This window comes from Arthrobacter sp. NPDC080073, assembly GCF_040686575.1.
Lineage (GTDB): Bacteria > Actinomycetota > Actinomycetes > Actinomycetales > Micrococcaceae > Arthrobacter.
Map to the genome: position 1 here is coordinate 51,884 of NZ_JBFBKR010000005.1, position 26,772 is coordinate 78,655.

General features: G+C 63.0%; 23 protein-coding genes. 8 read left to right on the forward strand and 15 right to left on the reverse strand.

What is annotated here, in order from left to right:
* Positions 1 to 21 precede the first annotated feature (21 nt).
* From AB0O52_RS07905 to AB0O52_RS07935, 7 genes are all read right to left on the reverse strand, one after another.
* Positions 22 to 1,236: a four-carbon acid sugar kinase family protein gene (locus AB0O52_RS07905; protein WP_364535766.1), complete on the reverse strand. Its 1,215-nt coding sequence runs from the start codon at positions 1,234 to 1,236 to the stop codon at positions 22 to 24.
* 248 nt (positions 1,237 to 1,484) lie between these two features.
* The gene (locus AB0O52_RS07910; protein WP_364535769.1) at positions 1,485 to 1,700 is read right to left on the reverse strand and encodes a hypothetical protein; all 216 of its coding nucleotides are present in this window, start codon (positions 1,698 to 1,700) and stop codon (positions 1,485 to 1,487) included.
* 138 nt (positions 1,701 to 1,838) lie between these two features.
* Positions 1,839 to 2,843 carry a 4-hydroxythreonine-4-phosphate dehydrogenase PdxA gene (gene pdxA / locus AB0O52_RS07915; protein ID WP_364535772.1) on the reverse strand — a complete coding sequence of 335 codons (1,005 nt, stop codon included), beginning with the start codon at positions 2,841 to 2,843 and terminating at the stop codon, positions 1,839 to 1,841.
* A complete protein-coding gene (locus AB0O52_RS07920) occupies positions 2,843 to 3,493 on the reverse strand; it encodes a four-carbon acid sugar kinase family protein (RefSeq protein ID WP_364535775.1) in 651 nt (216 codons plus the stop codon). Before AB0O52_RS07920 ends, pdxA begins: the two co-directional genes overlap by 1 nt.
* 17 nt (positions 3,494 to 3,510) lie before the next feature.
* Positions 3,511 to 4,830, reverse strand: coding sequence for an MFS transporter (locus tag AB0O52_RS07925; protein ID WP_364535778.1), 1,320 nt, complete (start codon positions 4,828 to 4,830; stop codon positions 3,511 to 3,513).
* Between the two features lie 27 nt (positions 4,831 to 4,857).
* Positions 4,858 to 5,610: an MBL fold metallo-hydrolase gene (locus AB0O52_RS07930; RefSeq protein ID WP_364535781.1), complete on the reverse strand. Its 753-nt coding sequence runs from the start codon at positions 5,608 to 5,610 to the stop codon at positions 4,858 to 4,860.
* A 303-nt stretch (positions 5,611 to 5,913) separates the two neighbouring features.
* Entirely contained in the window at positions 5,914 to 6,735 is an 822-nt protein-coding gene (locus AB0O52_RS07935; RefSeq protein WP_364535784.1) for a DeoR/GlpR family DNA-binding transcription regulator, read from the reverse strand.
* Positions 6,736 to 7,001: 266 nt separating this feature from the next.
* On the opposite strand from AB0O52_RS07935, the gene AB0O52_RS07940 reads away from it, so the two are divergent.
* The 7 genes from AB0O52_RS07940 (at position 7,002) to AB0O52_RS07970 (ending at position 16,740) form a co-directional block, all read left to right on the forward strand.
* Positions 7,002 to 8,006, forward strand: coding sequence for a DUF4862 family protein (locus tag AB0O52_RS07940; RefSeq protein ID WP_364535787.1), 1,005 nt, complete (start codon positions 7,002 to 7,004; stop codon positions 8,004 to 8,006).
* A 109-nt stretch (positions 8,007 to 8,115) separates the two neighbouring features.
* Positions 8,116 to 8,844 (forward strand): GntR family transcriptional regulator, encoded by a 729-nt coding sequence (locus AB0O52_RS07945; protein WP_364535790.1) that lies wholly within the window; start codon positions 8,116 to 8,118, stop codon positions 8,842 to 8,844.
* Positions 8,845 to 8,973: 129 nt separating this feature from the next.
* On the forward strand, positions 8,974 to 10,320 hold the full coding sequence (locus tag AB0O52_RS07950) for an enolase C-terminal domain-like protein (protein ID WP_364535793.1): 1,347 nt from the start codon (positions 8,974 to 8,976) through the stop codon (positions 10,318 to 10,320).
* Entirely contained in the window at positions 10,317 to 11,804 is a 1,488-nt protein-coding gene (locus AB0O52_RS07955) for an aldehyde dehydrogenase (NADP(+)) (protein ID WP_364535796.1), read from the forward strand. Before AB0O52_RS07950 ends, AB0O52_RS07955 begins: the two co-directional genes overlap by 4 nt.
* Positions 11,801 to 13,000 carry a fumarylacetoacetate hydrolase family protein gene (locus tag AB0O52_RS07960; protein WP_364535799.1) on the forward strand — a complete coding sequence of 400 codons (1,200 nt, stop codon included), beginning with the start codon at positions 11,801 to 11,803 and terminating at the stop codon, positions 12,998 to 13,000. Before AB0O52_RS07955 ends, AB0O52_RS07960 begins: the two co-directional genes overlap by 4 nt.
* Positions 13,001 to 13,211: 211 nt before the next feature.
* Positions 13,212 to 14,861 (forward strand): metallophosphoesterase family protein, encoded by a 1,650-nt coding sequence (locus AB0O52_RS07965; RefSeq protein WP_364535802.1) that lies wholly within the window; start codon positions 13,212 to 13,214, stop codon positions 14,859 to 14,861.
* A gap of 103 nt (positions 14,862 to 14,964) precedes the next feature.
* A complete protein-coding gene (locus AB0O52_RS07970; RefSeq protein ID WP_364535805.1) occupies positions 14,965 to 16,740 on the forward strand; it encodes an alkaline phosphatase family protein in 1,776 nt (591 codons plus the stop codon).
* A gap of 132 nt (positions 16,741 to 16,872) precedes the next feature.
* On the opposite strand, the gene AB0O52_RS07975 is transcribed toward AB0O52_RS07970, so the two are convergent.
* Positions 16,873 to 17,787, reverse strand: coding sequence for a helix-turn-helix transcriptional regulator (locus AB0O52_RS07975; protein WP_364535808.1), 915 nt, complete (start codon positions 17,785 to 17,787; stop codon positions 16,873 to 16,875).
* A 200-nt stretch (positions 17,788 to 17,987) separates the two neighbouring features.
* Between AB0O52_RS07975 and AB0O52_RS07980 the strand changes: the two genes are divergently transcribed.
* A complete protein-coding gene (locus AB0O52_RS07980; RefSeq protein ID WP_364535811.1) occupies positions 17,988 to 18,833 on the forward strand; it encodes an aldo/keto reductase in 846 nt (281 codons plus the stop codon).
* A 121-nt stretch (positions 18,834 to 18,954) separates the two neighbouring features.
* Here AB0O52_RS07980 and acs read toward each other — a convergent pair whose 3' ends face one another.
* The 7 genes from acs to AB0O52_RS08015 are packed head-to-tail and all read right to left on the reverse strand — an operon-like array spanning position 18,955 to position 26,764.
* Entirely contained in the window at positions 18,955 to 20,982 is a 2,028-nt protein-coding gene (gene acs / locus AB0O52_RS07985) for an acetate--CoA ligase (RefSeq protein WP_364535814.1), read from the reverse strand.
* 4 nt (positions 20,983 to 20,986) lie between these two features.
* Entirely contained in the window at positions 20,987 to 21,373 is a 387-nt protein-coding gene (locus AB0O52_RS07990) for a chorismate mutase (RefSeq protein WP_364535817.1), read from the reverse strand.
* Between the two features lie 11 nt (positions 21,374 to 21,384).
* Complete coding sequence (locus AB0O52_RS07995) at positions 21,385 to 22,626, reverse strand: hypothetical protein (protein WP_364535820.1); 1,242 nt, start codon at positions 22,624 to 22,626, stop codon at positions 21,385 to 21,387.
* Positions 22,623 to 24,236 carry a D-aminoacylase gene (locus tag AB0O52_RS08000; protein ID WP_364535823.1) on the reverse strand — a complete coding sequence of 538 codons (1,614 nt, stop codon included), beginning with the start codon at positions 24,234 to 24,236 and terminating at the stop codon, positions 22,623 to 22,625. The genes AB0O52_RS07995 and AB0O52_RS08000 overlap by 4 nt, the downstream gene beginning before the upstream one ends.
* Positions 24,229 to 24,609 carry a RidA family protein gene (locus tag AB0O52_RS08005; protein ID WP_364535826.1) on the reverse strand — a complete coding sequence of 127 codons (381 nt, stop codon included), beginning with the start codon at positions 24,607 to 24,609 and terminating at the stop codon, positions 24,229 to 24,231. Before AB0O52_RS08005 ends, AB0O52_RS08000 begins: the two co-directional genes overlap by 8 nt.
* A 14-nt stretch (positions 24,610 to 24,623) precedes the next feature.
* A complete protein-coding gene (locus tag AB0O52_RS08010) occupies positions 24,624 to 25,907 on the reverse strand; it encodes an amino acid deaminase (protein WP_364535828.1) in 1,284 nt (427 codons plus the stop codon).
* On the reverse strand, positions 25,904 to 26,764 hold the full coding sequence (locus tag AB0O52_RS08015) for a fumarylacetoacetate hydrolase family protein (protein WP_364535831.1): 861 nt from the start codon (positions 26,762 to 26,764) through the stop codon (positions 25,904 to 25,906). The genes AB0O52_RS08010 and AB0O52_RS08015 overlap by 4 nt, the downstream gene beginning before the upstream one ends.
* Positions 26,765 to 26,772: the final 8 nt, after the last annotated feature.

The following is a 26,772-nucleotide window of genomic DNA, read 5'->3' on the forward strand; positions in this document are numbered from 1 at the left end:
GCGCGTGTTGCTTTTCTTCTCTTATTGCGGCTGTTCGATGTACGCGACGGCGGACGTGAGGGCGTCGACGTCGCCGAACGCGCCGGATTTGGTTATGAACGGCTGTATATGGCCGGGCATCTCGGCGTCGACGATCCCCGGCAGGATTTCGCCTCTGATGTTCAGGACGGCCACGCCAAGGTGGTTTAGCACTGCCACGGCTGTCTCTCCGCCGGAGACGACTATCGAGGATGCGTGGGACGCAGCCGCTGCCGCCGTGGCGCCGATCGCGGCGGCTACGATCTTCGCCTGCTTCTTGTCCAGGGCGGCAGCCAGATCCGGGGTGAGTACGGCTTGTCCACGATCGAGGGCGTCTCTTAGAGTGGCAATCGTTGCACCGACGTTGATTGCTCCAGAGGGGTCTCCGGCGTCCAGCCTTTCGGTGTGGTCCAGATGGATGTGCTGGAATCCGGCTCTGACGAGCTCATCCAATTGGGCACGGCTCGTCGGCGCATAGCTTCCGATGACGACGAGGGAGTGGCCTCCGGCCCGATGCCCACCCTTGACTGGGATCGGCCGTGCCCGCTTCGCAGGCTCGTCGGATTTCAACGACGAGGCGAGTGCCGCCGAGATGCCCCCGGAGCCGACAAGGAGTGCCCGGTCACCGAGGGATTCGGCGGCCGCGACTATGGCAGCCAGGTCGGAATCGTTCCGGGCATCGACAATAGCCGTGTCGATGTGCGCGCTAAGGATCTGTTCGAAGCGAGCCGCGAGGGAAGCAGGGTCGGTCCAGTCGTCAGTCGAGACAAGTGCGTGGCTTAGTCCGGGCCCGGACAGCACATCTGCTACTCGACGTTGGCTGCCGAGCGGAGTGCCGGCCACGTGCACGATTCCGTTGAGGGTTGTGCGTCCGGTTCGGGGAAACGCGGGCGCCACGATCGCGAGTATCGGGCGATCGGGCAAACGCAAGGCTTCGAGGGAAGCCGCGATTTCGACTCCAACGTTGCCCCGCAGCAGCGAGTCGATTTTCTTGAAGACGCGGGCGCCATTCCGGCCGGCCCGTGAAACGAGCCCACCCACCGTTTTCCTCGCAGTGAGACCATCCGCGTAACGGGATTCAGTATTAATCGCAAGGACCTCTGCGGGCGGCCAAGCGACGGTGGGATGAACGAGCACAGCGGTTTCCCGGCTCGCTGAGAACGGGACTGCAGCGTCAGCAGCCCCGGTGAGGTCATCGGCGACGATAAGGAGCTCCACTATGCGGCGATCTGTATGGGAGCAGCCTGAGCGCTCACGTTGATTCGCTGCGCTTGGGAGGCAGCAAATAGAAAAATCCCGCCCGGGATTTTCCGGAGTGTCGCCTTGATGGATACGGCCATGTCTCAACCTTAAAATCGTCGATTTCGCGCCGATTACGTGTAGCGTACGTCGCGGAATCTGCGCCGAACGCGCATATTTGTGCTTACAGGAGTCTTCCTGGGGGAGTGGTGCCAAGCGGCTTCAGTTCACCAATCCTGGAATTCCCTGGTCAAGCCGAAGGGAACGGAATCGCTGAGGGCGACCGTGAAAGAGTCGTGTCCATGGCGTGAGACGAGTATTCCACAGCGTCGTTCCCGCATTGCTACCGCCCGGGCAGCGCTCACCGCTTCATCGAGTTCGCGGTCCATGCTGGCACGGTCCGTCGCCGTGATCGTTAATGTGCCAGGACTGACGGTGATCATGTGTTTCTCCTTTAGTGTTCTATATGTCAGGTGTTGCTGTTCCCGGATAAACGACTTCGGCCTGCCGTGAATAGGGCATACCGGCAGGCCGAAGTCGTTCTTGGGAGCCTTGTCCGCGAAGGCCCCGATGCTCGGGGCCTATTCGCCCTCCGGTCGCGGCGGGGCGAGGTCGATTGCTTGCCGCAAAGCCTCGAGAAGCGATTTGTGATCTGCTATGTTTTCGCCTGCGATGTCGAATGCCGTCCCATGGTCAACTGACGTCCGAACCACGGGAAGGCCGACCGTGATGTTGACGCCGTTCTCTAGCCCAAGAACTTTCACAGGACCATGACCCTGGTCATGGTACATCGCCACGACAAGGTCAAAGTCCCCCCTGCCGGCCCGGAAGAACACGGTATCGGCGGGCAGCGGACCGAAGGCATCAATTCCTTCCGCCTGGGCTTGCTTGATGCCCGGCTCAATCTTGATTGCTTCTTCCCCGTTGCCGAACAAGCCGTTTTCACCGGCATGGGGGTTGATGGCGCAGACAGCGATTTGAGGGTTCGTGATACCTGAACGGATCAGGAGGTCGTAGCCGCGTTTGATGGTCCTGTAGACGAGCGGACCGTCTATTCGCGCCACCGCATCCAGAAGGCCAAGATGGGTTGTCACATGAATGACCCTCATCTTCGGAGCCGTCAGCATCATGGAGACTTCATCCGTGCCGGTTAGTTGCGCCAGCAATTCGGTGTGCCCGGGGAATTTGTGTCCTCCGGCGTGAAGTGCGGCTTTGTTCAAGGGTGCGGTACAGATGGCATCGATCTTGTTGTGCGTGGACAGTTCTACTGCCTTCTCCAAGAACAGGTAGGCCGCATGCCCGGCCTCGGCCGATAGTTCTCCCCAAGGTAAATCGGCGCGGACACTGGGCACATCCAGGCAATCAATGGTTCCAGCCTCAAACCGCGCCTGGGACGGCTCGCCGATGCTGTTGACCTTAAGGGCACTTCCGACCACGTCCATCGCCAGTTCCAGTCGACCCCTGTCACCAATGACAAATACGCGCGCCCGATCCTGGATCGAAGGATCCGCCATAGCCTTGGCGATGATTTCAGGGCCGATCCCTGCTGGATCTCCCATCGTGATGGCTACAATCGGTCGTCCCATTATCTGTCTCCTCTAGTCAATGAACCGGGTTGTTGTATTTGTGGCAGGTTGCCGATGATTTTGGCCGGCCACCGATGGCTTTGGTAAAGATGGGCCGATCCGGCATAGCAACGTGATGGGCCTGCCGCCTGAACAGCGCCAGGCAGGGAATTCACGACCCCTGCGGCCAGCCCGGCCGAGCCAACCAGAAGGCTTTGGAACTCCAACAATCGGTGCGCGGTCGCTACCGTTACGAGGTCCTCGTCTGTCGTGCAGTCGACGACGGCCGCATCACACTCCGCAAGGAAGACCCCGCGGATCCGGTCGGCAAGAGTCTGTGCGTCCGCATATTCGCTCCTTTTGATGACGGCTGGACGCAGGCCGCCCTGGCGAAGTGCTTCGACGACATCGATGCTGTTCGTTTCGCCTGCTGCGCTTGGACCATCAATCAACGCGGTCCCGTCGACGGTTATTCTGGCCGCCGCGGGCAGCGCTGGTGCGACAACCGCGAAGGCAGGCAGCCCCTTCCGGCCCATTGCCCGGAGCGCGTCGGCGACTTCGTCGCCGACATTTTGGCTACAATCCACGATGCCTCCTTCCTCGGACAAATTGGGCAGAATACTGTTTGATTCTTTGCAGCAGCTTTGTGTCTGGGGTTCAGACGCGTTCATTCGGCCCTGCAAGGTGATTATTGTGCGACGGGGGCAGCGATGGCGTCGTCGACGCCATGGGCATGTGCCGACTCTTCTTCTCCAATGGGGTGTCGCGGCAAGGTCAGCGCGACGACGACACCTGCCAACAGGAAGATGCCGGCGACTACGAAGGCACTGTTGTAGCTGTGTGTGGTGTCAACGATGTAACCGGTAACGATCGGTGCCGCGGCCCCGAACGTGTTGCCCCCGATCATGGCTATGCTGTTGGCCCTTCCGGCCAAGTGGCGCGACCTGAGCAAATCGCCGAGCAACGCCAGGTTCATGGAGACGGTTGTAGAAATGCAGGTCATCGAGATGCTGATCAGGATCAGGATCATGGTGACGTCGGAGAAAAACGGCGTCAGCAGGACGACTGAACTCGTCAAGAGACAAGCGGCAACGATATAACGGCGTCGGGCCGCGGATTGTGCATGTCTTTTCAGCCTGCGATCAAAGACGATACCGAGTCCGATTCCTGCCAGGACTGCGACGACGTACGGTACTGCCGTAAACAGTCCCGACTTCATGATCGACAAATGGTGGACCTGCTCCAGATATCCCGGGAGCCAAGTTAGAAACAGGTACTGCGTGTAGACGGCTGCCGACTGGATGAGCGCCACGCCCCACATGCTTCGGTATCGCAGGAGGCTCAGGACGCCGCCCTTGGGTTTGCCCTCCTGTGACTGTTCACCTGGTACCTTCCGCTCCTCCAGGATCATGGCTCGCTCTGGCTCCGACAGCCACGTGGCCTTGGACGGATCACGGAACCAGATCAGCCAGGCAGCAAGCCAAATGAATCCGAGGGCGCCCATGATTACGAACATTGTCTGCCAGCCAAAGGACGTAATCAGGGCCGCTGCCAAGATTGCTCCCAGGGCCGGTCCCGCATAGGCACCTGAGTTGTATATGGAGGCAGCGCGGCCACGCTCGCTGGCGGGGGCCCATTCCCGCAACACTCTTCCGGCGGCCGGATATGTTGACGATTCCCCGACTCCCATGAGCAGCCGGGCTCCAATGAGGCCACCGAATCCGCGGACGATACCAACGAGCATCGTGGCCAGCGACCAAACGACGATGCTGACCGCGTTGACTACCCGCGGGCCGAACCGGTCGGTGAGCATGCCGCTGGGAATGAGGAAAAGCAGGTACGACCATAGGAACGCCGAAAGCATGAGTCCTACCTGGGTCGACGAGAGATTGAGCTCCTTCTGGATAGGTGCTACCGCGACGGAGAGCGCGGTCCGATCCATGTAGTTGATCATGACCAGGACGAAGAGCAGGAGATAGATCCACCAACGGCGGCGGGCGATTTTCATTTTCAAAACCTCGTTGTTTCTAAGAATTTAGTTGGAGCTGCCGGCAAGCAGGTCGATGGTTGTGGTTCCGGCACCGTCGGGCTGCCAGATTTTTACTCCTGCCTCGAGCTGGGAATGCGCGATGGGCTCCCCGTCTCTGAGGCTCAGCAATCGGTCATGCCCGGGTACGAGAATCGAAGAAGGATCATCGAGGAGCATCCTTCGGACGGTTTCGATGCTTTCCCGGCTCAGGTCAGGATCTAGGGTCATGTCGGCGACCCCTGACATCAATTCAGTTTCGTTCTTGACGGCGTCGCCAGCGAAGATCGCGCGGCCACCCTCAACCGCCGCGTGGTAGGCAAAGTGCCCGGGCGTGTGTCCCGGAGTCGCCAACGCAAAGAACCCGGGCAATGGTTCTGCGCCGTCGGCAATCCGTTCCACGCGATCGGATTGGCTAAGGAAATCAACGTGGAACTCCGGCAGTTCCCACGTTCCTACGGGTTGTTCGACGGCCCATTCCAGCTCCGGTCGCGGCACGATGATGCGCGCGTTGGGGAAAAGGGGAAAATTGCACGCGTGGTCCCAATGACAGTGCGTGAGCGCGACGGCGGTCACGTCCTCGCGTCCGATGCCTTGGTTCGCGAGAGCCGCCATGAGCGGGACCCGGTATCCGTAGCCGCCTGTGTCGACAAGGATGGTCTCCCCTTGCCCTCTCAGGACTGAGACGGTGCTCCATCCCAGTCCACCATGGCAGGTACTTCTGCCGGGAAAACCCTGGATCAAGATAGTCAAGTCATACACAGTGCGCCTCCTTGCGATACATGTACTGACAGATGCGCCGGCCAAGCGCTTCACGGTCGATTACTTCCGGGTGCCTCGCCGCACGTCGTTGATGCTGGCGCCTGCTTGCACTGACGGGGGTTAGGTCAATGCATGGTCGATGCATATATCTTGACATCGATGCGCGTTCTACGCAATAGCAATGCACATTTTGCGCAGAACTGAGAAGCGGGTTGCCGGGAGAGGCGCTGTCGTGTGGGTTTACGATTTAGGGCAGATCAGAGATGCGTGAACCGCGCAGTCCGCGGTGGCCCGGTCATTGAATCAAGCGTTTTGCAGCTTCAGTTGCCCGGGAGGGTCTGCTTGTTCGGCGGTGGGGTTTTTCGCCACCAACACGTCGATCCCTTCCGCTTCGAAGGCCCTTAGTTCGGCCGGTTCGGCGCTTTCGTCAGTTACCAGCGTCCAAGGTTTGCCCAGGCGGCTCCAGAAGTGGAAAGGCCGGTGGCCGATCTTTGCGCCATGCGCGAGAACATAGACGCGCTCTGCGCGTCGGGCCATGAGTTCCTTGAGCCTCGTCTGGGTGAGCTCGGCCTCACATATGCCATCGGTCGCACTGACGCCGTCGGCCCCGAGAAAGGCGCGGTCAAACGTCATGCGTTCCAGGGCTGCCTCCGTCAACGGGCCGACAAAAGCTTGACTGAGTGCCCGCAGCCTTCCGCCGAGGCACTCCAACTCAACGCCTTTGCTGTCATTGAGCTCCGCTATGACTGAAAGGCTCGTTGTGGCGACGTGAAGCCGGCTCGTCGCCTTAAGCTCGTGGGCAAGCAATGCGATGGTCGATCCAGCGTCGAGTAGAACAGACTCTCCTGGCCGAATGAGCCCGGCTGCGCTCCGGGCGATCGCCAATTTCGCGTCGTACGCTTCGCCTGCGCGCTCCCTTAGCGCGGATTCAGGATGGGCGGCCAGTGCCATAGCGCCGCCGTAAGTCCTGGCGAGGAGTCCTTCAGCGGTGAGGCGCGCGAGGTCGCGGCGGATAGTCGATGCCGTCACATTGAAGTGGGCGGCGAGTTCATCCACGCCTGCCAGGCCGACAGTGGTGGCGCGCTTGACGATCTCCTCGCGGCGCAGGTGGGAGTTCGTGGCCAATTCGATGCCTTTCGCTACGCGTCAGGCCGATGCACATCCCGTACACAGCTTTCGACGATGATCAGATGCTACCCGGGCAGGACCAGTCGGCGCTTCCATTGGTCACTTCGCTGATCCACGATTTCCTGAGCGAAGTCCGCAACCCGTTTTCGTATCGGATGCGGGAGTTACCTATATTGTTTACAGCTATTCGGCAAAAGTTGGGAAAATCCCCGCACATGACGAGGTCCCGCGGTCTAGGGTGGGACATCGAGAGGACAGGCAAAGTGACTGGATCACGCAACGGCACGCGCAGCCGGGACGACGGGCCGGCGGGTCCGCCGGGCGGTCTCATCGTCGGCGCGTACGCCACGTCTCCCTACCGCAACGACTGGCATCCAGAGTTCGAGAGTCGGCTTTTTGGCCTGCTCTCGGCCATGCCCGGACTCCGGGGCCTTGAAATTCCATGGTTCGGGTCGCTGCACCAATTCGACGATAACTGGTTGCTGACGCATCTTCGTCCTCATTGGGACTTGGTCTTGAACGATATAGGTTCCGGCCTCCGGGGGGTCGCCGCGGATTCGACGTACGGACTTGCCTCCCGCGACCGGCTCGGCCGGATGTCAGCGTTGAAAATGGCAGCCCGACTCCGCGACGATGTAGACAAACTGAATCAGGCGGCAGGGCGACAGGCTGTCATCGCCGTCGAGTTCCATAGCCCGCCCCCACAGATGAGTAGCAGTGAGGCCCTGGCGGAGTCACTAACCCGGATACAAAGTTGGGATTGGGGGGAAACCAGCCTGCTTGTCGAGCACTGCGATGCCCTTGTAGCAGGGCATCCACCTGCCTTCGGCTACCTCTCCCTGACGGACGAGCTATCAGCCGTCATTTCCTCGGGGACAGACTTTGGAATCTCCATCAATTGGGGCCGTTCCGCTATCGAGTTACGCGATCCGGACCGTGTGCTCGAGCATATCGCTGAGGTCCGGTCAGCAGGGCTTCTCCGATCGATTGTGTTTTCGGGGGCTGCGTCACAGGACACGGAATTCGGTCCGTCCTGGGTTGACGCGCATCTGCCTCCCGCGGCATCAAATACCAACAGGTTCGGCGAACCCGCGTCCCTGCTGACCCCGGCCCGGATGAAATCCGTTCTCGATGCATCAGGCCAGCTTGACTGGATTGGCCTTAAGATCGCCGCCCGACCTGTGGACTTACCGTTGGCCGGACGGATCCAGCTGCTTTCAGATTCAATTCGGCTGGTCAACGAGGCTTGGGCGTCCGCATCTGTGTAACCTCGAGCCTGCATGTTGTGGAAAAAGCCTGTCACCCGCTTCCTCGCCGCTAGCCGGTGAAGAATTTCCCAGCGAATCCAAAAACCGATCACCTTTAAGAGGTCAGCCCGTGCCCCCACGCCAATCTTCCGAGTCTTCCAGAGTCAAAGCCGCGGTCAGCGACGCGTATCCTTCCATGCGCGCGTCCATTCTCGAAGGCAAGATCCCCCCCGGAACTCGGATCAACATCGACGCCGTTTCCCGCAGCCTGGGCGTGTCCCAAACGCCGGTGCGTGAGGCGCTGCAGCGGCTGGAAGGGGACAACCTTGTGGTGTACAGCCCCGGCCGCGGCTACAGTACAACGCCCCTACTGGATCTGGCCGAGCTGCGCTCCCTTTTTGAATTCCGGCTTCTGGTAGAGCCCTGGGCCGCGCGCTCGGCGGCGGTGGATCGGCTCGCGAATCCCGCTGGTGTGCTCGGGAGCGAGCTGGCGGCGTTCCGAAGCGCAATGCAGGGCACGGGCGACCGGCGCCAGGCCCTCGTGGCGCACGACGCTCGCTTTCACGACACGATCCTGGCTGCGTCGGGCAACGATGTGGTCCGCCACGCCTTTGCGCAGACGCACTGCCACCTGCACACGTTCCGGCTTTACCCTGCTGACGTCGATGGCGCCATCACCGTCGCTGAGCACTCAGCCATCCGGGAGGCCATCGAGGCCTGCGAGCCGGAGCAGGCCGAGGCGGCGATGGCCGAACATATCAGGAACTCATTCGGTCGGTTTGCGCAGGCTTTCCCGGGTAATTCAGGGTTGCCGCCACTGGAAGACAGCGGCCCCTCAACGCGACACATTGTGAGGTGAAACGAAGCCCCGGCTTGGCGCCGGGGCTTTTTGCTGGGCTGATCCCTTGATCTCGCTGCCGTTTCCTATATGATTATTGAAATTCATATAGGAAACGGCGATTCCGTCGTTCACTGAGAGAAGAGATTCATGCCCTCCATCATTTCCATCACCACCCAGGACGTCCGGTTTCCCACGTCCTTGGAGCTCGATGGCTCCGACGCGGTCAACGTTGACCCGGACTACTCGGCGGCTTACGTTGCCATCTGCACGGACGCGGGCGAGGAGGGGCACGGCTTGGTGTTCAGCTGCGGGCGCGGGAACGACATCATTACGTACGCCATCGACGCCTACTCCCGCCTGCTGCTGGGCCGCGATATTGACGAGTTGATTTACGATCTGGGCAACGCGTCCAAGCGCCTTATCCACGATTCGCAGCTCCGCTGGCTTGGCCCAGAAAAAGGCGTCACGCAAATGGCGGCCGGCGCGTTGGTCAGCGCCCTTTGGGACATCCGTGCCCGCCGTGAAAACAAGCCTCTTTGGCTGCTCCTCAGCGAAATGCCCGCCGAGGAAATCGTCGACGCTGTCGACTTCACGCATATCCGTGATGCCCTGAACCCGCAGCAGGCGCTCGACATCCTGCGCGCCGGCGAAGAAGGCAAGGCTGCCCGCATCGCGTCACTCATGACCGACGGCTACCCGGCTTACACCACGTCGCCCGGGTGGCTCGGTTACAGCGATGAGAAGCTGGTGAGGCTGAGCAAGGAAGCCCTTGCGGACGGCTTCTCGATGATCAAGCTCAAAGTGGGCGGGGACATAAACGACGACCGCCGCCGCATGGCCATCGCCCGCGAAGCGGTCGGAAACCTTCCTATCGCCATCGACGCCAACCAGCGCTGGGAGGTGTCCGAAGCCATCGATTGGGTTAAGCAGCTGGCCGAATACGATCCGTACTGGATCGAGGAGCCCACCAGCACCGACGACATCCTGGGCCACGCGGACATCCGCCGCGGAGTATCGCCGGTTCGTGTCGCCACCGGCGAGGCCGTGGCCAGCCGAATTGTCTTCAAGCAGCTCATGCAGGCCGGCGCCATCGATGTCCTTCAGCTCGACTCCACCCGCGTGGGTGGCGTGAATGAAAACATCGCGAACCTCCTCCTCGCCGCCCGCTTCGATGTTCCCGTATGCCCGCATGCCGGCGGCGTGGGGCTGTGTGAACTGGTCCAGCACTTCTCTTTCTTTGACTACGCTGCCATCACCGGCACGCAGGAAGGCCGGATGATCGAATACGTGGATCACCTGCACGAACACTTCGCCGAGCCCGTCCGCATCCTCAACGGCCGGTATGCCGCGCCCCGCCGCCCGGGGACGGGTGCCGAGATGCTGAGTGCATCCCGGACGACATGGGAATTCCCCAGCGGGGCCGGCTGGCTTGAGGTGGGCGACCGAGCGGCCGTGACGGGCGCGTCCCTGGTTCCCGCGGGCGGCGTCCGATGAACACCACCATTGACGACCTCAACGCCAAGGTGGAGGCTGCCCACGGTGCCTTCGAAAAGGGCCGCGCCGCGGGTCCGCAGGTCCGTGCTTCGTGGTTGGAGGCTGTTGCAACAGGGCTGGAAAATGCCGGCGGCGCCCTCGTGGAGCTGGCGGTCAGGGAAACACATCTCAGCACGCCGCGGCTGGAAGGCGAATTGAAGCGCACCGTCTTCCAGCTGAGGCTCTTTGCCGAAGAAATCCGGCAAGGCGAACACTTCGACGCGACGATCGACCATGCAGACCCCGGCTGGGGCATGGGCCCGCGCCCGGATCTCCGCAGGGTCAATGTCCCACTCGGCGTTGTTGCGGTCTTCGGGGCGTCCAACTTCCCGTTTGCCTTCAGTGTCATGGGTGGCGATAGCGCTTCGGCTTTGGCCGCCGGCTGCGCCGTCGTGCACAAGGCGCATGACGGCCACAGGCAACTCGCGGGGCGCACGGCGGAAACCGTGATGGCCGCACTTGACGGCGCCGGCGCACCCCCCGGCCTGTTCTCGCTCGTGAACGGACGCCCGGCAGCGGAGGCGCTGGTAGACCATCCGCTGATCAAGGCCATTGGGTTCACGGGCTCGACGGCGGGCGGCAGGGCATTGTTCGACCGCGCCGCCGCGCGGCCCGAGCCCATCCCGCTCTTTGGTGAGCTGGGCGGGATAAACGCCGTTTTCGTTACCAGGGGGGCCTGGGAGTCCCGGCGAAGCGAGATCGTCAACGGTTACGTCAGCTCGTTCACTATGGGCATGGGGCAGTTCTGCACCAAACCGGGACTGTTGTTCGTTCCTGCTGGAGGCCGGGATGAGGTCCGCAGGCTCTTGAGCAATGCCCTGGCCGGGTTCGCACCTGCCCAGCTCCTGAGTGAGCGGCTGCATCACGGCTTCCGGGAGGCAGTAGAACAGCTTCGGGACACCGACGGCGTTGATGTCCTGGTGGAAGGGGACTTCGCGGCGACGCCGGCGCCCACCCTGCTCCACACCACCCCAGCTGCTGTGCGCCGTGATCCGTCGATCCTTCGTCAGGAAATGTTCGGGCCGGCCAGCGTAGTTGTGGAATACGCCGATGAGTCCGAACTTGCGGCCCTCGCACAAATGCTCGAGGGGCAGCTCACCACCACGTTGCAGGCAGAGCCGGATGACGACGTTACCGAGCTCGCGGCGCGGCTGACGGACGTCAGCGGTCGCGTGCTGTGGAACGGCTGGCCGACCGGAGTCACGGTCAGCTATGCCCAGCACCACGGCGGGCCATACCCCGCCACGACCTCGGCCACCACCTCCGTTGGAACGGCCGCCATCCGCCGCTTCCTTCGGCCTGTGGCCTATCAGTCGTTCCCCGAAGCGAGACTGCCCGAGCCGCTGCGGGATGACAATCCTTGGAACGTGCCCCAACGAGTGGACGGCGAGTGGCGCGCCAGGGGACGCGTTGTCAACTCACCATCGATTGAAGGTTCGCGATGAACTCCCGCCACACCGCAACCTCGGTCCTACCCGACGACGCTGAAGACGCGCTACTGATCGGCCGGATCTGGGACGTCGAAACCGCCGGTCCCCGTGTGGTGGCGGTCCGCGGAGAGGACATGTTCGATATCCAGCGCCTGGCCGGCACGGTCTCCGAGCTGTTGGAGCGCACAGACCCGGCGGCCGATGTCCGCTCGGCTATTGCCGACAGGTCGGTGATCGAACCACGGTGGAAGACTGCCGACGTCGTCGAGGCGTCCCTCCGGCAGGACACCAGTCGACCCTGCCTGCTGGCTCCGGTTGACCTCCAGGTCATCAAGGCGTGCGGCGTGACTTTTGTGGACAGCATGATCGAACGCGTCATCGAGGAACGCTGCGGCGGAGAGGCCAGCCGGGCCACGGCGATGCGCGAGCTCGTGGGCAAGGCACTCGGCGGCAGCATCACCGGGGTTCGCCCCGGGTCTCTTCAGGCCGCCGAGGCCAAGCGTGTCCTGATCGCCGAAGGTCTATGGTCCCAGTATCTGGAAGTCGGAATCGGGCCGGATCCAGAGGTCTTCACTAAGGCGCCGGTGCTCTCGTCCGTGGGTCTAGGCGCCGGCGTGGGGATTCCATCCTTTTCTTCGTGGAACAACCCCGAGCCGGAGCTCGTGCTCATCGTCAATTCGCGGGGAGACGTGAGGGGCGCGACCCTGGGAAACGACGTGAACCTGCGCGACGTCGAGGGCCGCAGTGCGCTCCTCTTGGGCAAGGCAAAGGACAACAATGCCTCCAGCGCGCTGGGACCGTTCATTCGACTGCTTGACGAGGGCTTTACCCTCGACACGGTACGGCAGGAAGAGATCCTGCTGCGGGTGGAAGGTACGGACGGCTACGCAATGGAGGGCCGCAATTCCGTGGCCAGAATCAGCAGGCCATTCGAGGAACTTGTGGCGGCCACTTTCGGCCCGCACCACCAGTACCCCGACGGTTTCGCACTGTTCACGGGCACCTTGTTCGCACCCACCCAGGACAGGGACACACCGGGGCAGGGATTCACCCACAAGACGGGTGACGTTGTCACCATCAAGAGCCGCCACCTCGGCACACTCGTCAACCATGTGGCCCCCGCCGAAGAACTGCCGGAATGGACGTTCGGGGTCCGACAGCTGTTCAACTACCTGAGGTCCGAAGAACCTACGACGCCGGTCCACGGCTAACGGGTCCCACGATCTGCTGACGGGGCGGGGGTCGGGCCGGGCCGGCCTGCGCTCCACAGTCGGCGGGCTGACGGCTCAGCGTCGCCGTCGCGGTGTGGTGGGGGAGTGCATTCGTACATGATTCCACCGAATCCTATTGTTCATCTGTTGGTGGCCGTAGATTTGGCTATCCTTCACGAACGGCCACCGTTGCCCCGGCAATGTGTTGAACATGACAGATGACAGACAAATTTTTAGTAAAGCATTTTCACGACGCGGTTTTTTCGCGGCGGCCGGAGTCGCAAGTGCCGGCGCAGCACTGGCCAGCGCGGCACCTGCCACCGCGGCCACTGGGGGCAAGGTGTCGGCGTTGCCGACGACGGTAGGCGACCCTCTGACAACCCCGATCGTAAACGGCCTGCACCTCCAGTTCGGGGCGGATGCGTCCAGCGAAGTCGTGGTGTCATGGCACACCCTGCAGCCGGTCAGCCATGCCCGGGCGATGCTCGGTGAATTGGACGGAAGCTACAGCAAGAGCCAGGATGCGGTGCAGACCAGTTACACCGACGGCAAGTCAGGTCAAATCGTCTACGCCTATCACGCGAAACTCACCGGCCTGAAATCGTCCCACGACTACGTCTACGCGGCCATCCACGACGGCGCGCAGCCTGAGTTTGGTTCATTCCGTACCGGACCGCGTGGCCGCGAGGCTTTCACGTTCACCAGCTTCGGCGACCAGGGCACACCGACGTTGGGAAAGAAGTACGTCCCGCCGGCGGGAGTCACGATCGCCAATCCGCCGTGGGTCAACGACAATCTCGGCTCGCCTGCAGCGGGGGACATGCCCGCTGGAATCGAACGCGTGCAGCCCTTGTTCCACTTGTTCAACGGCGACCTCTGCTACGCCAATGGCTCCGTGGACCGAGTACGCACCTGGACCGATTTCTGGGACAACAACTCCCGCAGCGCCCGGCACCGGCCATGGATGCCGGCAGCGGGCAACCATGAGAACGAGCTTGGCAACGGGCCAATTGGCTATGCGGCCTACCAGACATACTTTTCGGTACCGCCGCAGCCGGGCCAAACCGATATCACCCGCGGGCTCTGGTACTCCTTCACCGTTGGTTCTGTGCATGTGATCAGCCTGGCCAACGATGACGTCTGCATCCAGGACAGCGGAAGCAGCTACGTCCGCGGATACTCCCAGGGCGCGCAGAAAGCATGGCTTGAGAAGGAACTGATCGCTGCCCGGTCCGACAAGAACATCGACTGGGTTGTGATCTGCATGCACCAGGTCGTCATCAGCACCGCGAGCGCGCTCAACGGCGCCGATCTGGGCGTCCGGCAAGAATGGGTGCCGCTGTTCGATAAATACGGCGTTGACTTGGTCGTCTGTGGCCACGAACACCACTACGAACGATCTCACCCGATCCGCGGCCAGCAGCCCAACGCGACACTGACCCCAATCCCGGCAGACACCAACACCGAGACCATCGACACTACCAAGGGCACCGTGCACATGGTCCTGGGAGGCGGGGGCACCTCAGTGACCTCCAACCAGATGTTCTACAATCCGCCCGCCTGCCGTGTTATCACCAGCGTCGGCCCGCTCAACCCTACGACCAACAGGCGGCCACCGGTTTACACGCAGGAAGACGCACCCTGGTCGGCCAAGCGCGACGCCGCCAACTCGTACGGATTCGCTGCCTTCACCGTCGACCCGGGAACCCAGCCCGGCGGAATGACCAAACTCCAAGTCACCTACTACAACGTGCTCGGACCACAAGGACAGCTGGCCGCCTTCGAATCCTTCACACTGCAGCGGCCCCGCACGGACAACACCCGCCAAGGCACCGGCAGCGGAACCAACAAAGGCCAATAAGGCTAAACCCCGTCCGCGGCTAGACGACGTCGGCCCGCTTCCGGGCGGGTCCGACACCCCGGCAAGTCGCGCCGGGTACCCCTCGAGAAAGATTGAAGAACACATGCGATACCTCGCTCATCAATTCACCTGGAAACCACTCGCGGCCGCCGCCGGCGCCGCGGTCCTGGCTACCTCCACCCTCACCGCCGGCCTGTTCGGCTTCGGAGCCGGCCCGGCCACCGCCAGCGAAAACCACGCGGACACGGCCACACCCATCAAGCACGTGGTGGTGATCTTCGGCGAGAACGTCTCGTTCGACCACTACTTTGCCACCTACCCCAAGGCTGCCAACACGCCAGGTGAAACCCAGCAGGGAACCGGGCTCCCGGCAACGCAGTTCACCGCCGCAAGGAACACACCGACGAACATTGCGACACTGGCTCACGACGGCCTGCTGGCCCCGAACAACCCGAACTCCATCCAGCCGCAGCGACTGACACCGGCACAGGCCGTCACTTGCGACCAGAACCACACCTACACCGCCGAGCAGTTGGCCTACAACGGTGGCCTGATGAACAAATTCGTTGAGAACACTAGCAAGGACGTGTGTGCAGCGAACCAATATGGCGCGCCGGGCCTGACCATGGACTACTACGACGGAAACACCGTCACGGGCATGTGGAATTACGCCCAGAACTACGCCATGAGCGACTCGTCCTTCAGCACCGGCTTTGGTCCGTCAACCCCGGGCGCGTTGAACCTGGTCTCGGGCCAGACCCACGGTATCCAGGAATTCACTGCCGCGGGTGCACCGGTCGTTCCGACAGTCAGCACCTCCACCGTACGCGTCCCAAACCCGAGCGGCGTCGGAACAGTGATCAACGACCCCGACCCTGTCTACGACGACTGCTCCAACAGCAGCCATAAGACCACCAACAACGTGGCCGGCGCGCAAGGTAAGAACATCGGCGATCTGCTCAACGCCAAGGGAGTTAGTTGGGGATGGTTCCAGGGTGGATTCACCCCGACCGCCCCGGCGTCCGGATCCACGCCGGCTTCCTGCCTGAGCACGCACGCCAACGTCACGGGCGCCTCCATCGTCGACTACTCGCCGCACCACGAGCCCTTCCAGTACTTTGCCTCCACCGCCAACCCGCACCACCTGCCGCCGGCTTCGGTCTCGGAAATCGGTCACAACGGCCAGGCCAACCACCAGTACGACGTGACGGCGTTCGACCAGGTCGTCAACTCGAACAACATGCCCGCCGTGTCGTTCCTGAAGGCGCCCCAATACCAGGATGGCCACCCCGGAAGCTCCGACCCGATCGACGAGCAGGCCTTCGTCGCCAATCAGGTCAATGCCATCCAGAACTCCCAGAATTGGAACAGCACCGCCGTCATCCTCGCCTATGACGACTCTGACGGATGGTACGACCACGTAGCAGCAGCCGTGAAGAACTCCTCCAACTCTCCCGATGATGCCGCGTTCTGCCTGAACGCGTACAACAAGGGCGTTCCCATGGCCGGCGGCTACGCGGACCGTTGCGGCCCGGGCCCGCGTCAGCCGCTGATCGTGGTTTCTCCGTTCGCGAAGACGAACTTTGTTGACCACACCCAGACGGACCAGACATCCATTCTGCGTTTGATCGAGGACAACTGGAGCACCGGCCAGGTCGGCGGTTCCTCTCTTGACGCCAGCGCGGGCTCGTTGACGAACATGTTCGACTTCAAACACCCCAACACGGACAAGGTCATCCTGAATCCGACGACCGGTGCCGTCGTCCCCGGGAAGGACACCAACGGCAACGGCAACCATAACGGAAACGGCCAGAACGGCAACGGCAACGGTAGCGGATTCGGCAACCAGATCAACAACCGGTGGAACGGCCTGAACTGACCCTCCATCCTGCGCTCTAGCCGCAGCGACACATTCCCAGTGACATAGCTTGAGACGGCCGCGACAAAGTCCCGGCGGTCTCAAGTGGTCACGGGTACAGAGTGAGCCCCAACCCCTGAGGGCCCAATTTTCCTAAGCCGGATCAGTCAAGAACCCGGCGCCGGATGCATCCGTGTTTTCCGTCGTTTGTGCGCGCTCCCAGGCCGTCGCCGCTTCGGCGCCGAAACTGCCTAGCAGTGTGAGGGAATCGGCCGACGGCGAGCCGGGCTTTGCGGAAAATACCCGCAGCACCTGATCCGGGTCGTCCGGGAGCGTCAGGTTTTCAACGTTCAGTTCCAAGTCGCCGACGACGGGATGGTGCAACCGCAGACTGCCCGCAGACCTCCTGGACACCCGGTGTCCGGCCCACCACAGGCGGAAGTTCTCGCTCTGAACTGCGAGTTCACCAACGAGCTGGTTGGCCTGGGCGTCGTCCGGATGCCGGCCAATGTCCACTCGGAGGGCTCCGACCGCTTCGGCCGCTACGGAGTTCCAGTCCCGGAAGAGTTCCTTCGCGCGTGGATCGAGCATCATCCAGCGAGTCAGGTTCCGCTCGGCAGCAGGCATGGATGCGAAATCGGCAAGCAGGAGAAAAGCCAGGTGATTGCCCGCCAAAACATCCGTTCGGCGCCCCAGTACCAGTGCGGGCACGCTTCCCACGGCGTCCAACAGCTGCTTCAGGGCAGGCCGAACGCTCTGGGCCGCCAGGGGTGGACGCTGGGACTTCGCACAGTTCTCAAGCAGGTCCATCATGTGCGCCTGTTCGCTGGGATCCAGGCGCAGAGCCCGGGCTACCGAGTCCAGTACTGCCCGGGACGGGTGGATGTTGCGGCCCTGCTCGAGGCGCGTGTAGTAGTCAGTGCTCACGTCCGCCAGCCGGGCTATCTCCTCGCGGCGCAGCCCGGGAACCCGCCGGACACCCGAAGTACCCGGCAGGCCGCCGTCCTCGGGCTTCAGCCGTGACCTCATGGCCTTCAGGAATTTTCCAAACTCTGCGCTCTGACCCATAAGTCCCATTGTCCACGGCCCGATCACAGCTTTCTACAAGGAAGGTAGGACTGTCATTCCTAGGAAAGGAAGGGAGCGGCATACCGGCTGACACGACATCCCAAGATGGGTAGCGTATTTTACAAAGCCCGGGAGCACAATTCGCACCGAATTTCGTGCGGGCGCTCCTAGGCACAACCCCACTGACGGAAGAATCGATAGTGTCGCAGACGCAAGAAACCACCACACCCACCGTGACCCTGAACAACGGCGTCGAAATTCCGCAAATCGGCTTCGGCGTATTCCAGGTTCCACCGGAAGAGACACAGCGAATCGTCGAGGAAGCGCTTGAGGCCGGCTACCGCCACATCGACACCGCAGCCGCTTATCGCAACGAGGCCGGCGTCGGAGCAGCCATCGCTGCCTCAGGCATTCCCCGGGGTGAAATCTTCATCACCACCAAGCTGCGCAACGGCGAGCAGGGCAACGCCTATGAGGCCTTCGAGAACAGCAGGAAAGCGCTTGGTGTCGAGTACGTGGATCTGTACCTGATTCACTGGCCGGTGCCCTCACAGGGGCTCTTTGTCGAAGCCTGGAAAGCGATGGAGAAGCTCTACGCCAACGGCGTGATGCGTGCCATCGGTGTCTCCAACTTCCTCGGCGAGCATCTGGACGCGCTACTGAAGGACGCTAGTGTGGTCCCGGCCGTGAACCAGTTCGAAATCCACCCGACGTTCCAGCAGAAGGAGTTGACGGCCAAGTGCCGTGCCTTGGGCATTGCGGTGGAGGCGTACAGCCCGCTGGGGCAGGGGGCCGATTTGAATACAGCCGCGGTGAAATCGATTGCCGCCAAATACGGCGCCACACCGGCCCAGATCGTGTTGGCATGGCACGTCGCTTCAGGGATTATTGCCATTCCCAAGTCCTCGACGACTAGCCGCATGCGGGAAAACGCCGACGCTGCGGGCATCACCCTGACTCCCGCGGACCTTGCCGCCATCACACAGCTCGAGAGCGGTGCCCGAATCGGCTCGGACCCCGCCACGGCGTCGCACAGCCAGCTTTAGGTAAACCGGCAATGGGCTGAGGCCGATTGCGCGCGGGACTCGACCGCTCCCGCGGTCGAGTCCCGCGCTGCCTCCCGGCCGATGCAGCCTCTATCCTGCAATCGGCGCAGGCCCGCCCTTCCTACTTTTTCAGGGATTGGGCGATTTGGGTCATGATGGTGGGGTCGGAGAGGGTGGTGGCGTCGCCGGGTTCGCGGCCTTCGGCGACGTCTTTGAGGAGGCGGCGCATGATTTTCCCGGAGCGGGTTTTGGGTAGTTCGGGGACGACGAGGATGTGCCGGGGTTTGGCGATGGGGCCGATTTCCTTGCCGACGTGGTTGCGGAGTTCGGTGATGGTGGTGTCGCCGTTGTCCTGTCCCGACGGGGCGTCCCCGCGCAGGATCACGAACGCGACGACGGCCTGGCCGGTGGTTTCGTCGTTGGCGCCGACGACGGCGGCTTCGGCCACCCAGGGGTGGGAGACGAGGGCGGATTCGATTTCGGTGGTGGAGAGCCGGTGTCCGGAGACGTTCATCACGTCATCCACCCGGCCCAGGAGCCAGACGTCGCCGTCTTCGTCTTTCTTGGCCCCGTCCCCGGCGAAGTACATGCCTTCGAACCGGGACCAGTAGGTGTCCTTGAACCGTTCGGGGTCTCCCCAGATGCCGCGCAGCATCGCGGGCCAGGGTTCGCGGACCACGAGGTAGCCGCCGTGCCCGTCCGGGACGGAGGCCCCGGCTTCGTCGACGACGTCGATCGCGATGCCCGGCAGCGGGACCTGCGCGGAGCCGGGCTTGGTTGCCGTGACCCCGGGCAGCGGCGCGATCATCTGGGCGCCGGTTTCGGTCTGCCACCACGTGTCCACGATGGGTGCGGGGTGTTCCTTCTTTTCGCCGTTGCTGCCGGCGTTGGCGCCGATGACGTCCCGGTACCACATCCAGGCTTCGGGGTTGATGGGTTCGCCCACCGAGCCCAGGACCCGGATCGAGGACAGGTCGTATTTGCCGGGGATGTCCTTGCCCCATTTCATGAACGTCCGGATCGCGGTGGGGGCGGTGTAGAGGATGGAGACCTTGTATTTTTGAACGATTTCCCACCAGCGGCCCTGGTGCGGGGAGTCCGGGGTGCCTTCGTACATGATCTGGGTGGCGCCGTTGACCAGGGGCGCGTAGGCGACGTAGGAGTGGCCGGTGACCCAGCCGACGTCGGCGGTGCACCAGTACACGTCCGTGTCCGGGTGCAGGTCGAAGACCGCCTTGTGCGTGTACGCGGTCTGGGTCAGGTACCCGCCGGTGGTGTGCAGGATGCCCTTGGGCTTGCCCGTGGTCCCGGAGGTGTACAGGATGAAGAGCGGGTGTTCGGAATCATGGCCCACGGCGGTGTGCTCCGCCGACGCGGCCCCGACGGTGTCCTCCCACCACCGGTCCCGGCCCTGGTCCCAGTCCACGTCTTCGCCGTTGCGCCTGACCACCACTACCTTTTCGACGCTGTGGCCTGGGGCGGTCAGGGCCTGGTCCACGGCGGGCTTGAGCGGGCTGGGCTTGCCGCGCCGGTAGGTGCCGTCCGCGGTGACCACGAGCCTGGCCTGGGCGTCATCGATCCTGGAGCGCAGGGCGTCGGCGGAGAACCCGCCGAACACCACCGAGTGCACGGCCCCGATCCGGGCGCAGGCCAGCATCGTGATGACCGCTTCGGGGATCATGGGCAGGTACACGGCCACCCGGTCGCCCTTGGCCACGCCGAGGGCTTCGAACGCGTTGGCGGCTTTTTTGACCTCGTCGGTGAGCTGGGCGTAGGTGTAGGTGCGGGTGTCGCCGGGTTCGCCTTCGAAGTGGATGGCGACCCGGTCCGCGAGCCCGTTCTTCACGTGCCGGTCCAGGGCGTTGTACGCGGCGTTGACCTTGCCGCCGACGAACCATTTCGCGAACGGCGGCTCGGACCAGTCCAGCGCCTGGCCGAAGTCCGTCTCCCAGTCCAGCAGTTCCCGGGCCTGCTTCGCCCAGAACGCCGGACGGTCCGCGTCCGCTTCCGCATAGACCCCGGCGCCGACTACCGCGTCCGCGACGAACTCCGCGGAAGGCGCGAACTTCCGGTCCTCATGGAGAAGATTCTCGAGGGCATCGCCATGCTGGGGAGCACCTGGTGGCGTAACGTCGTAGTTTTCGCGCATCTTGTTAGTTCCTCGTTTCTGACGGGGTCTCTCGATGGTCTAGCGACTCAGCCACAAGCGATGCGTCGAACTGGTGCGAAGATGCAACGTCCTGATGCGAACGCACGACCCGGCCATATATCAGTGAAAAGACCGGGTCCAGCACCGAGGGTTCGAGCCCGCTCGCTGTAGCCAACGCGCGGAGCTCGTTCAAGTGCTCGGCCTCGCGCCGGGGATCTGAAGCAGGAAGCGAGTGTTGTGCCTTGAGCTCGCTTACCTTTCGTGTGATGTCGAACCGCACCGCAAGAATGTGGAGTAGCGCGCTGTCGATGCTGTCCACGCTTGCTCGAAGTTCAGCAAGTTCTGCGGCTGCGTTCCCTTCGGCGTGCGATGGGGAATCGGGGGAGGGCATAACCTGATCTTTCAGCTTGGGCCGAAGGCCGGCTGGCCGCTGCGGGTTGCCGAATCCTTGGCCCCGTCGAGAGCCCGGGCGATCCAGTCAAGTCGTTCGAGCGGCATCATCGCGTAGTGATAGAAGTCAACACTGGACGCTCCTGCGGCACGCGCGGCCGAAACCTTGGCCGCGAGGTTGCTCTCGTCCGAGCAATCCGGCTTGAGGGGCCTGAACCCGTATGAGATCGGCACATCGTCACCGAGCAGAGCGCGGTAGCCCCGCATCATCGTGTCCGCCCGCTCAGGGTCGTCCGTGTAGATCAGGGCGAGGTACTCGTCGGCAGCGCCCGCTGCTGCCCGTGGATCGATCCCGAGTCGCCGCGCCGCCGTCGACGTCGCCTCCTCCGGGGTGACATCGGTCATCACGTGCGACATCGCTCCCGAGTGATCGATGAAGCTAAGACGTACACCGTTCTGCGTGGCGACACTCGTTATATCCCTTGTCAGGGCGGTGATCGTCGCAACCCGCGAAGTTGCGTACCGGTCGAGGTCCTCAGCGAGGGCTGCCTCGAACCCGCCAGTTGCGCCGGCCAGTGCGGCATCGATGGCGTAACGGAGCGCGGTCTCGAGCGACGGGACGTCAACTCCGTGTTTGGCCCCCGCTGCGGCGCATGAATCGCAGAAGCAAAGCCCTAGCGCGGAACGCACATGGCCGGGGATGTCGATGAGGTACCGCTCATGGTGTTCGCCGTGCTCGAAGGCACGGTAGTGCAGGCACTCAGCCAGCAAAGTCGAGATCGGGTAGCTGCAGATGTCGGCAGTGAGCGCCGCGAAATGGTCTTGCACGAGCGGATTCGACGGACATAGATCACCCCGCATCCTGTCCCCGAAGACGTTCCTGACGGAGGTGTCAGGAACCGCCGCGCTCAACCTTGAATTGTGCGAGTAAATCGTCCACGCCTTCACGTCAGTGCCGCGCCGCTCGGCGGCATCCGTCACCAGGCCGAGCACGTCCATCCCGTCCGCGTCACTAGCAAGGGGTGGAGCGAATCCGCCGGGGTACAACCTCTTGTTCGGCCTGAACCAGGCGATGTCTCCCTCATGACGGTAAACCCGATGGCGCGGGTTGTGCGGGAAGACATCCCGGGCGTTGTGATAGGTCGCCGACAGCGAGATCGTGTCCACGCCAGCCCGGGCCGTGAGGTTGTCAAGCACCGTCTCGACGCCCTCGCCCACGATGTCTGTGCCGAAGACGAACATCGACGATTTCATGCTCTGCTCCTGTCGTTTTTGCGGAACACCGTTCCGGCTTCCGCTCCTGTGTCTTCGCCGTCGGACACGACGATCCGTCCGTTGACGACAACGGTGCGCACGCCGGTCGAGAATTGGTGCGGCCGGTCGAAATCAGCCCGATCGGAGACAGTCGCCGGGTCGAACAGCACCAAATCTGCCGCTGCCCCCGCTTTGATCACCCCACGGTCACTGAGGCCAAGACGCGAAGCGGGCAGCGATGTCATTTTGCGCACCGCGTCTTCGAGCCCCAAGACCTGCTCCTCGCGAACATAGCGACCGAGGATTCTCGAGTATGTGCCGTAGTTTCGCGGGTGCGGGCGGCCGCCTGCCTCCGGGCTGAGGGTCCAGCCGTCGCTTGCAATCGCAGTGAATTCGTTCGCCATGATCGTCCTGAGGTTCTCTTCGGACTGGCCGTGCACAACCGTCAGGATGTCGCCGCCCGCTGCAGCCAGCAGGTCGAGAACAGTGTCGACCGGTTCCTGATTCCGTCGTTCCGCCACCTCCGTCAGCGTCAAGCCGATGTACTGGGCTAGCGGTCCTTCCGGGACCTCTGCGATAACAACGAAGTCCGGTTCGAACACCCGCAGCCCTGCGATGAGGTCTTCCGGCCGTTGCGCGGCAATCACCTCGCGGATCTCGGCGCGCTGCTCAGGGTTCGCAAGCCGTTGCTGCATGGCCGGGACGCCACCGACGAGCGCCCAGCGCGGGAGGATGACCGCGAGGGTCGTACTGCCGGCGGTGTATGGGTACTGGTCGAGCATGACATCGAGACCATCCGCGCGCGCCGATTCGATGAGCGCGAGCGAGCCGGCGAGCTTCGGCCAGTTGTCGCGCCCCATGATCTTGTGGTGACTCAACTGCACCGGAACGTGCGCCCGCCGCCCGACGTCAAGTGCCTCTGCCACCGCCTCGAGGAGTGTCGTCGCTTCGCTCCTGATGTGCGTGGCATAGAAACCGCCGTAAGGTGCCACTGCCTCGGCGACAGCGACCAGTTCTTCCAGGGCAGCTGCGCTGGCGGGCGCGTAGGTCAGACCCGTCGATACTCCGAAGCCACCGGCCTGCATCCCTTCCGCGACGAAAGCCTGCATTGCCTTGAGCTGGGAGGGGTCCGGCACGCCGGTGTCGAAGCCCATCACTGCCATCCGCACCGTGCCGTGTCCGACGAGGCAGGCTACGTTTGCGGCGAGAGGCAGCCCATCGAGCAGTTCCAGGTACTCTGCAGCGCTGCTCCAACTGCCCCACGGCAACCCCGCGTCGAGGAAGCCGCTGTACTCGCGCAGCATGTCCGCGTGCTCCTCGACGACTGGGAAGGGCGAAAAGCCGCAGTTGCCGGTGAGGTGTGTGGTCACGCCCTGCAGAGTCATCGAAGCCGCCCGGGGATAACTCGGCAACGCGAAGTCCGTGTGGGTGTGGAGGTCGATGAACCCAGGGCTCAACACCATCCCGCGCGCGTCGATGGAGACAGCCGCGCCGCCCGTGACCGAACCTACTGCGTCGATCCTGCCGTCGACCACGGCGACGTCGGCGGTGAAGGCGGCGGCGCCCGTCCCGTCAACGACGTTCGCCCCGCGAAAGACGATGTCAGGCATCTTGGAGAACCGCCATAACGCTCACTTCGACCAGCACGCCGGGCCGAAGCCCGCAGTAAATGGTGGTTCGCGCGGGGCGTGGCTCTGAGAAGAACGGGGCGTACGTTTCATTGAACTCGGCGAAGTCGTCGACGTCGGTCAGGTAGGCGCTGGTGCTGATGACATCATCGAACGTCGCGCCGGCCGCGGTCAGGGCAGCTTCGACATTCTCCATCGCGAGCTTGGTCTGGGCGGTGACTCCCTCAACAAGGGAGCGATCGGGGAGGTATCCGCACTGACCGGCGATGGCGACAACCTTGCCGATGCGGACACTGGCCGAGTACGGGCCGCCCGGCGCCGGACCGTCGGGGACGGGGTTTGCAATTCTAGTCATGGGTGACCTCCTGGTCAGAAGAATGTGAGAACACCGTCGACGACGTTCCAAGCGTCGTCGACCAGCGGAATGAATGGCATTTTGTCGAATGCGCCGCAGGGATGCGAGAGTCCCAGTGCGACGATGTCCCCGGGAGCGATCGACACCGGGGAGCCGACGGACATGAACGCGTGCTGGTCCATCATGCCGGTGACGATGCAGTTCTCGAGTTCGGTGATGGAGCCGTCCCTGCGGTGCACCCGCATGGGCAGTGGCATCTCGACGTCGTACGGAACATCCCTTTTTCCCGTGCCGAGAATGACGAGACCGGGCTCTGGCACAGAGAGCACCACGGCCCATGACTCCAAGGCATCACGCAGGCTCAGCGTCTCGTCCGCTTCGCGCCTGCCGTCAAGGGGTGACAGCCGGTGATACCGGCCTGCATCATGCGAGAGATAGCATCCGCTTCTCAGGACAATACGAGGGACAGCCGTTCCGGCCGGCCAGTTCGTGAGGCTCTCCACCACGCGGTCGAAGTACACGCTCCCGCCTGCGCTCACGATGACCTCGTCTCCAGCGAACAATCCAGCGGAAGAGAGCGAGACCACGAGCCCGCGCACGGCGTTGAGCAAGTGGTCGACGGCGGCGATGTCTTCGAGGGACGCCGACCGGCCAGCGAGCCCCTCGTAGGTTTCGACACCCACCAGTTCGAGCGTTTGCGATGCGGCGATCGATTCAGCCAGGCGCATGGCATCGGCAAAGTCGCGGATGCCTGTCCGTCCCCCCGGGACGCCAACCTCGAGCAACACGGGCAGCCGCCGCGTGGTGAGCACACCATGGAGCGCCGCATCCATCACGGCAACCGTCTCGATCGAGTCGACGAGGCACATGAACTCGAATCCGGCGTCGTGCTCGAGTTGCCCGCCCACCCACCGAAGCGCATCCGCTTCGACGAGTTCGTTCGCCAGGATGACGCGCGGGACCCCGAACTGCCGCATGATCTGAACCTGGCCGGGGGTGGCGGCTGTCATCGCCCACGCTCCGGACTCAAGCTGCCAATCGAACAGTTGCGGGCTCATCGTTGTCTTACCATGCGGTGCGAGCGAAACCCCGTAGCGCTCACAGTACGCAGAGAGCGTCGCGATGTTGTGTCGGACCGCGTCAACGCGAAGCGTGGTGATCGGGAGTGAGAGATCCCCGCCGGCCACGTTCCAGCCAAGCGAACCAATCTCGGACAACTTCACAGTCGCCCCGAGCGGCACTCCCTTGTATCTCCAGTCGAGCGTCGCGTGCTCGATCGTCGACAGATCCATGATCATGCGACCGGGTTCTGCACGATGACTGAGTTCCGGAGCGTTCCGACACCCGGAATGGTGCTCTCGACTACATCACCTGCTCGAATGACGACAGCCCCGGGGGTTCCTGGGGAGATGATGTCGCCGGGGTACAGCGGCATGACCTTGCTGTGGAAGCTCACCAGGAAAGCGGGGGAGAAGGTCATCTGGGAGACAGTGTTCTCCCGCCAGACTTCGCCGTTGCGTACCGTCTTCACCACGACGTCCTCAAGGCTGCCGTCGTCGCCGAGGACCTCGTCGAGGGGAACGATCTCGGGGCCGAACGAGAAGAACGACGGAAAATTCTTCGAGCGCGTCAAGAAGCGGGGGTTGCGCTGAAGGATGTCTTCTGCGGTCTGGTCAAGGATCGGAACGACCCCCCAGACGTAGTCGAGAGCCTCTTCTTCTGAGACATCGCGGCAATAGCGGCCGATCACGATGCCGAGTTCGGCTTCTGCAGTCACCCGCTCGCTCTGCTCGGGAAGCACGATCTGCCCGTCCTGGCCGATGATCGTATGGTCGCCCTTCATGAACGACGCTGGCTCTGTCGGCACGTTCTCCGACAAGTCCCCGGCGTGGGCCCTGTAATTCAGCCCGATTCCCCAGATCTTGCGCGGCGAACGGTATGGCGCGGTGAACACGACGGTCTCACGCGCCGAGAACACCTCTTCAGGGGCGGACTCCGCAGCGGCACAGGCTGCCGCGAACAGTTCGTCGTCCAGAAGCATCATGGCGTCACCGCTGAAACCGGGGATCAGGTCCTCAACCGCGGCCACCCCTCTTTCCGGGTGCACGATGGCCGCTTTCGCGTCGTCCTTCTGCATGATTGTTGCGAGATGCATTGTTATGT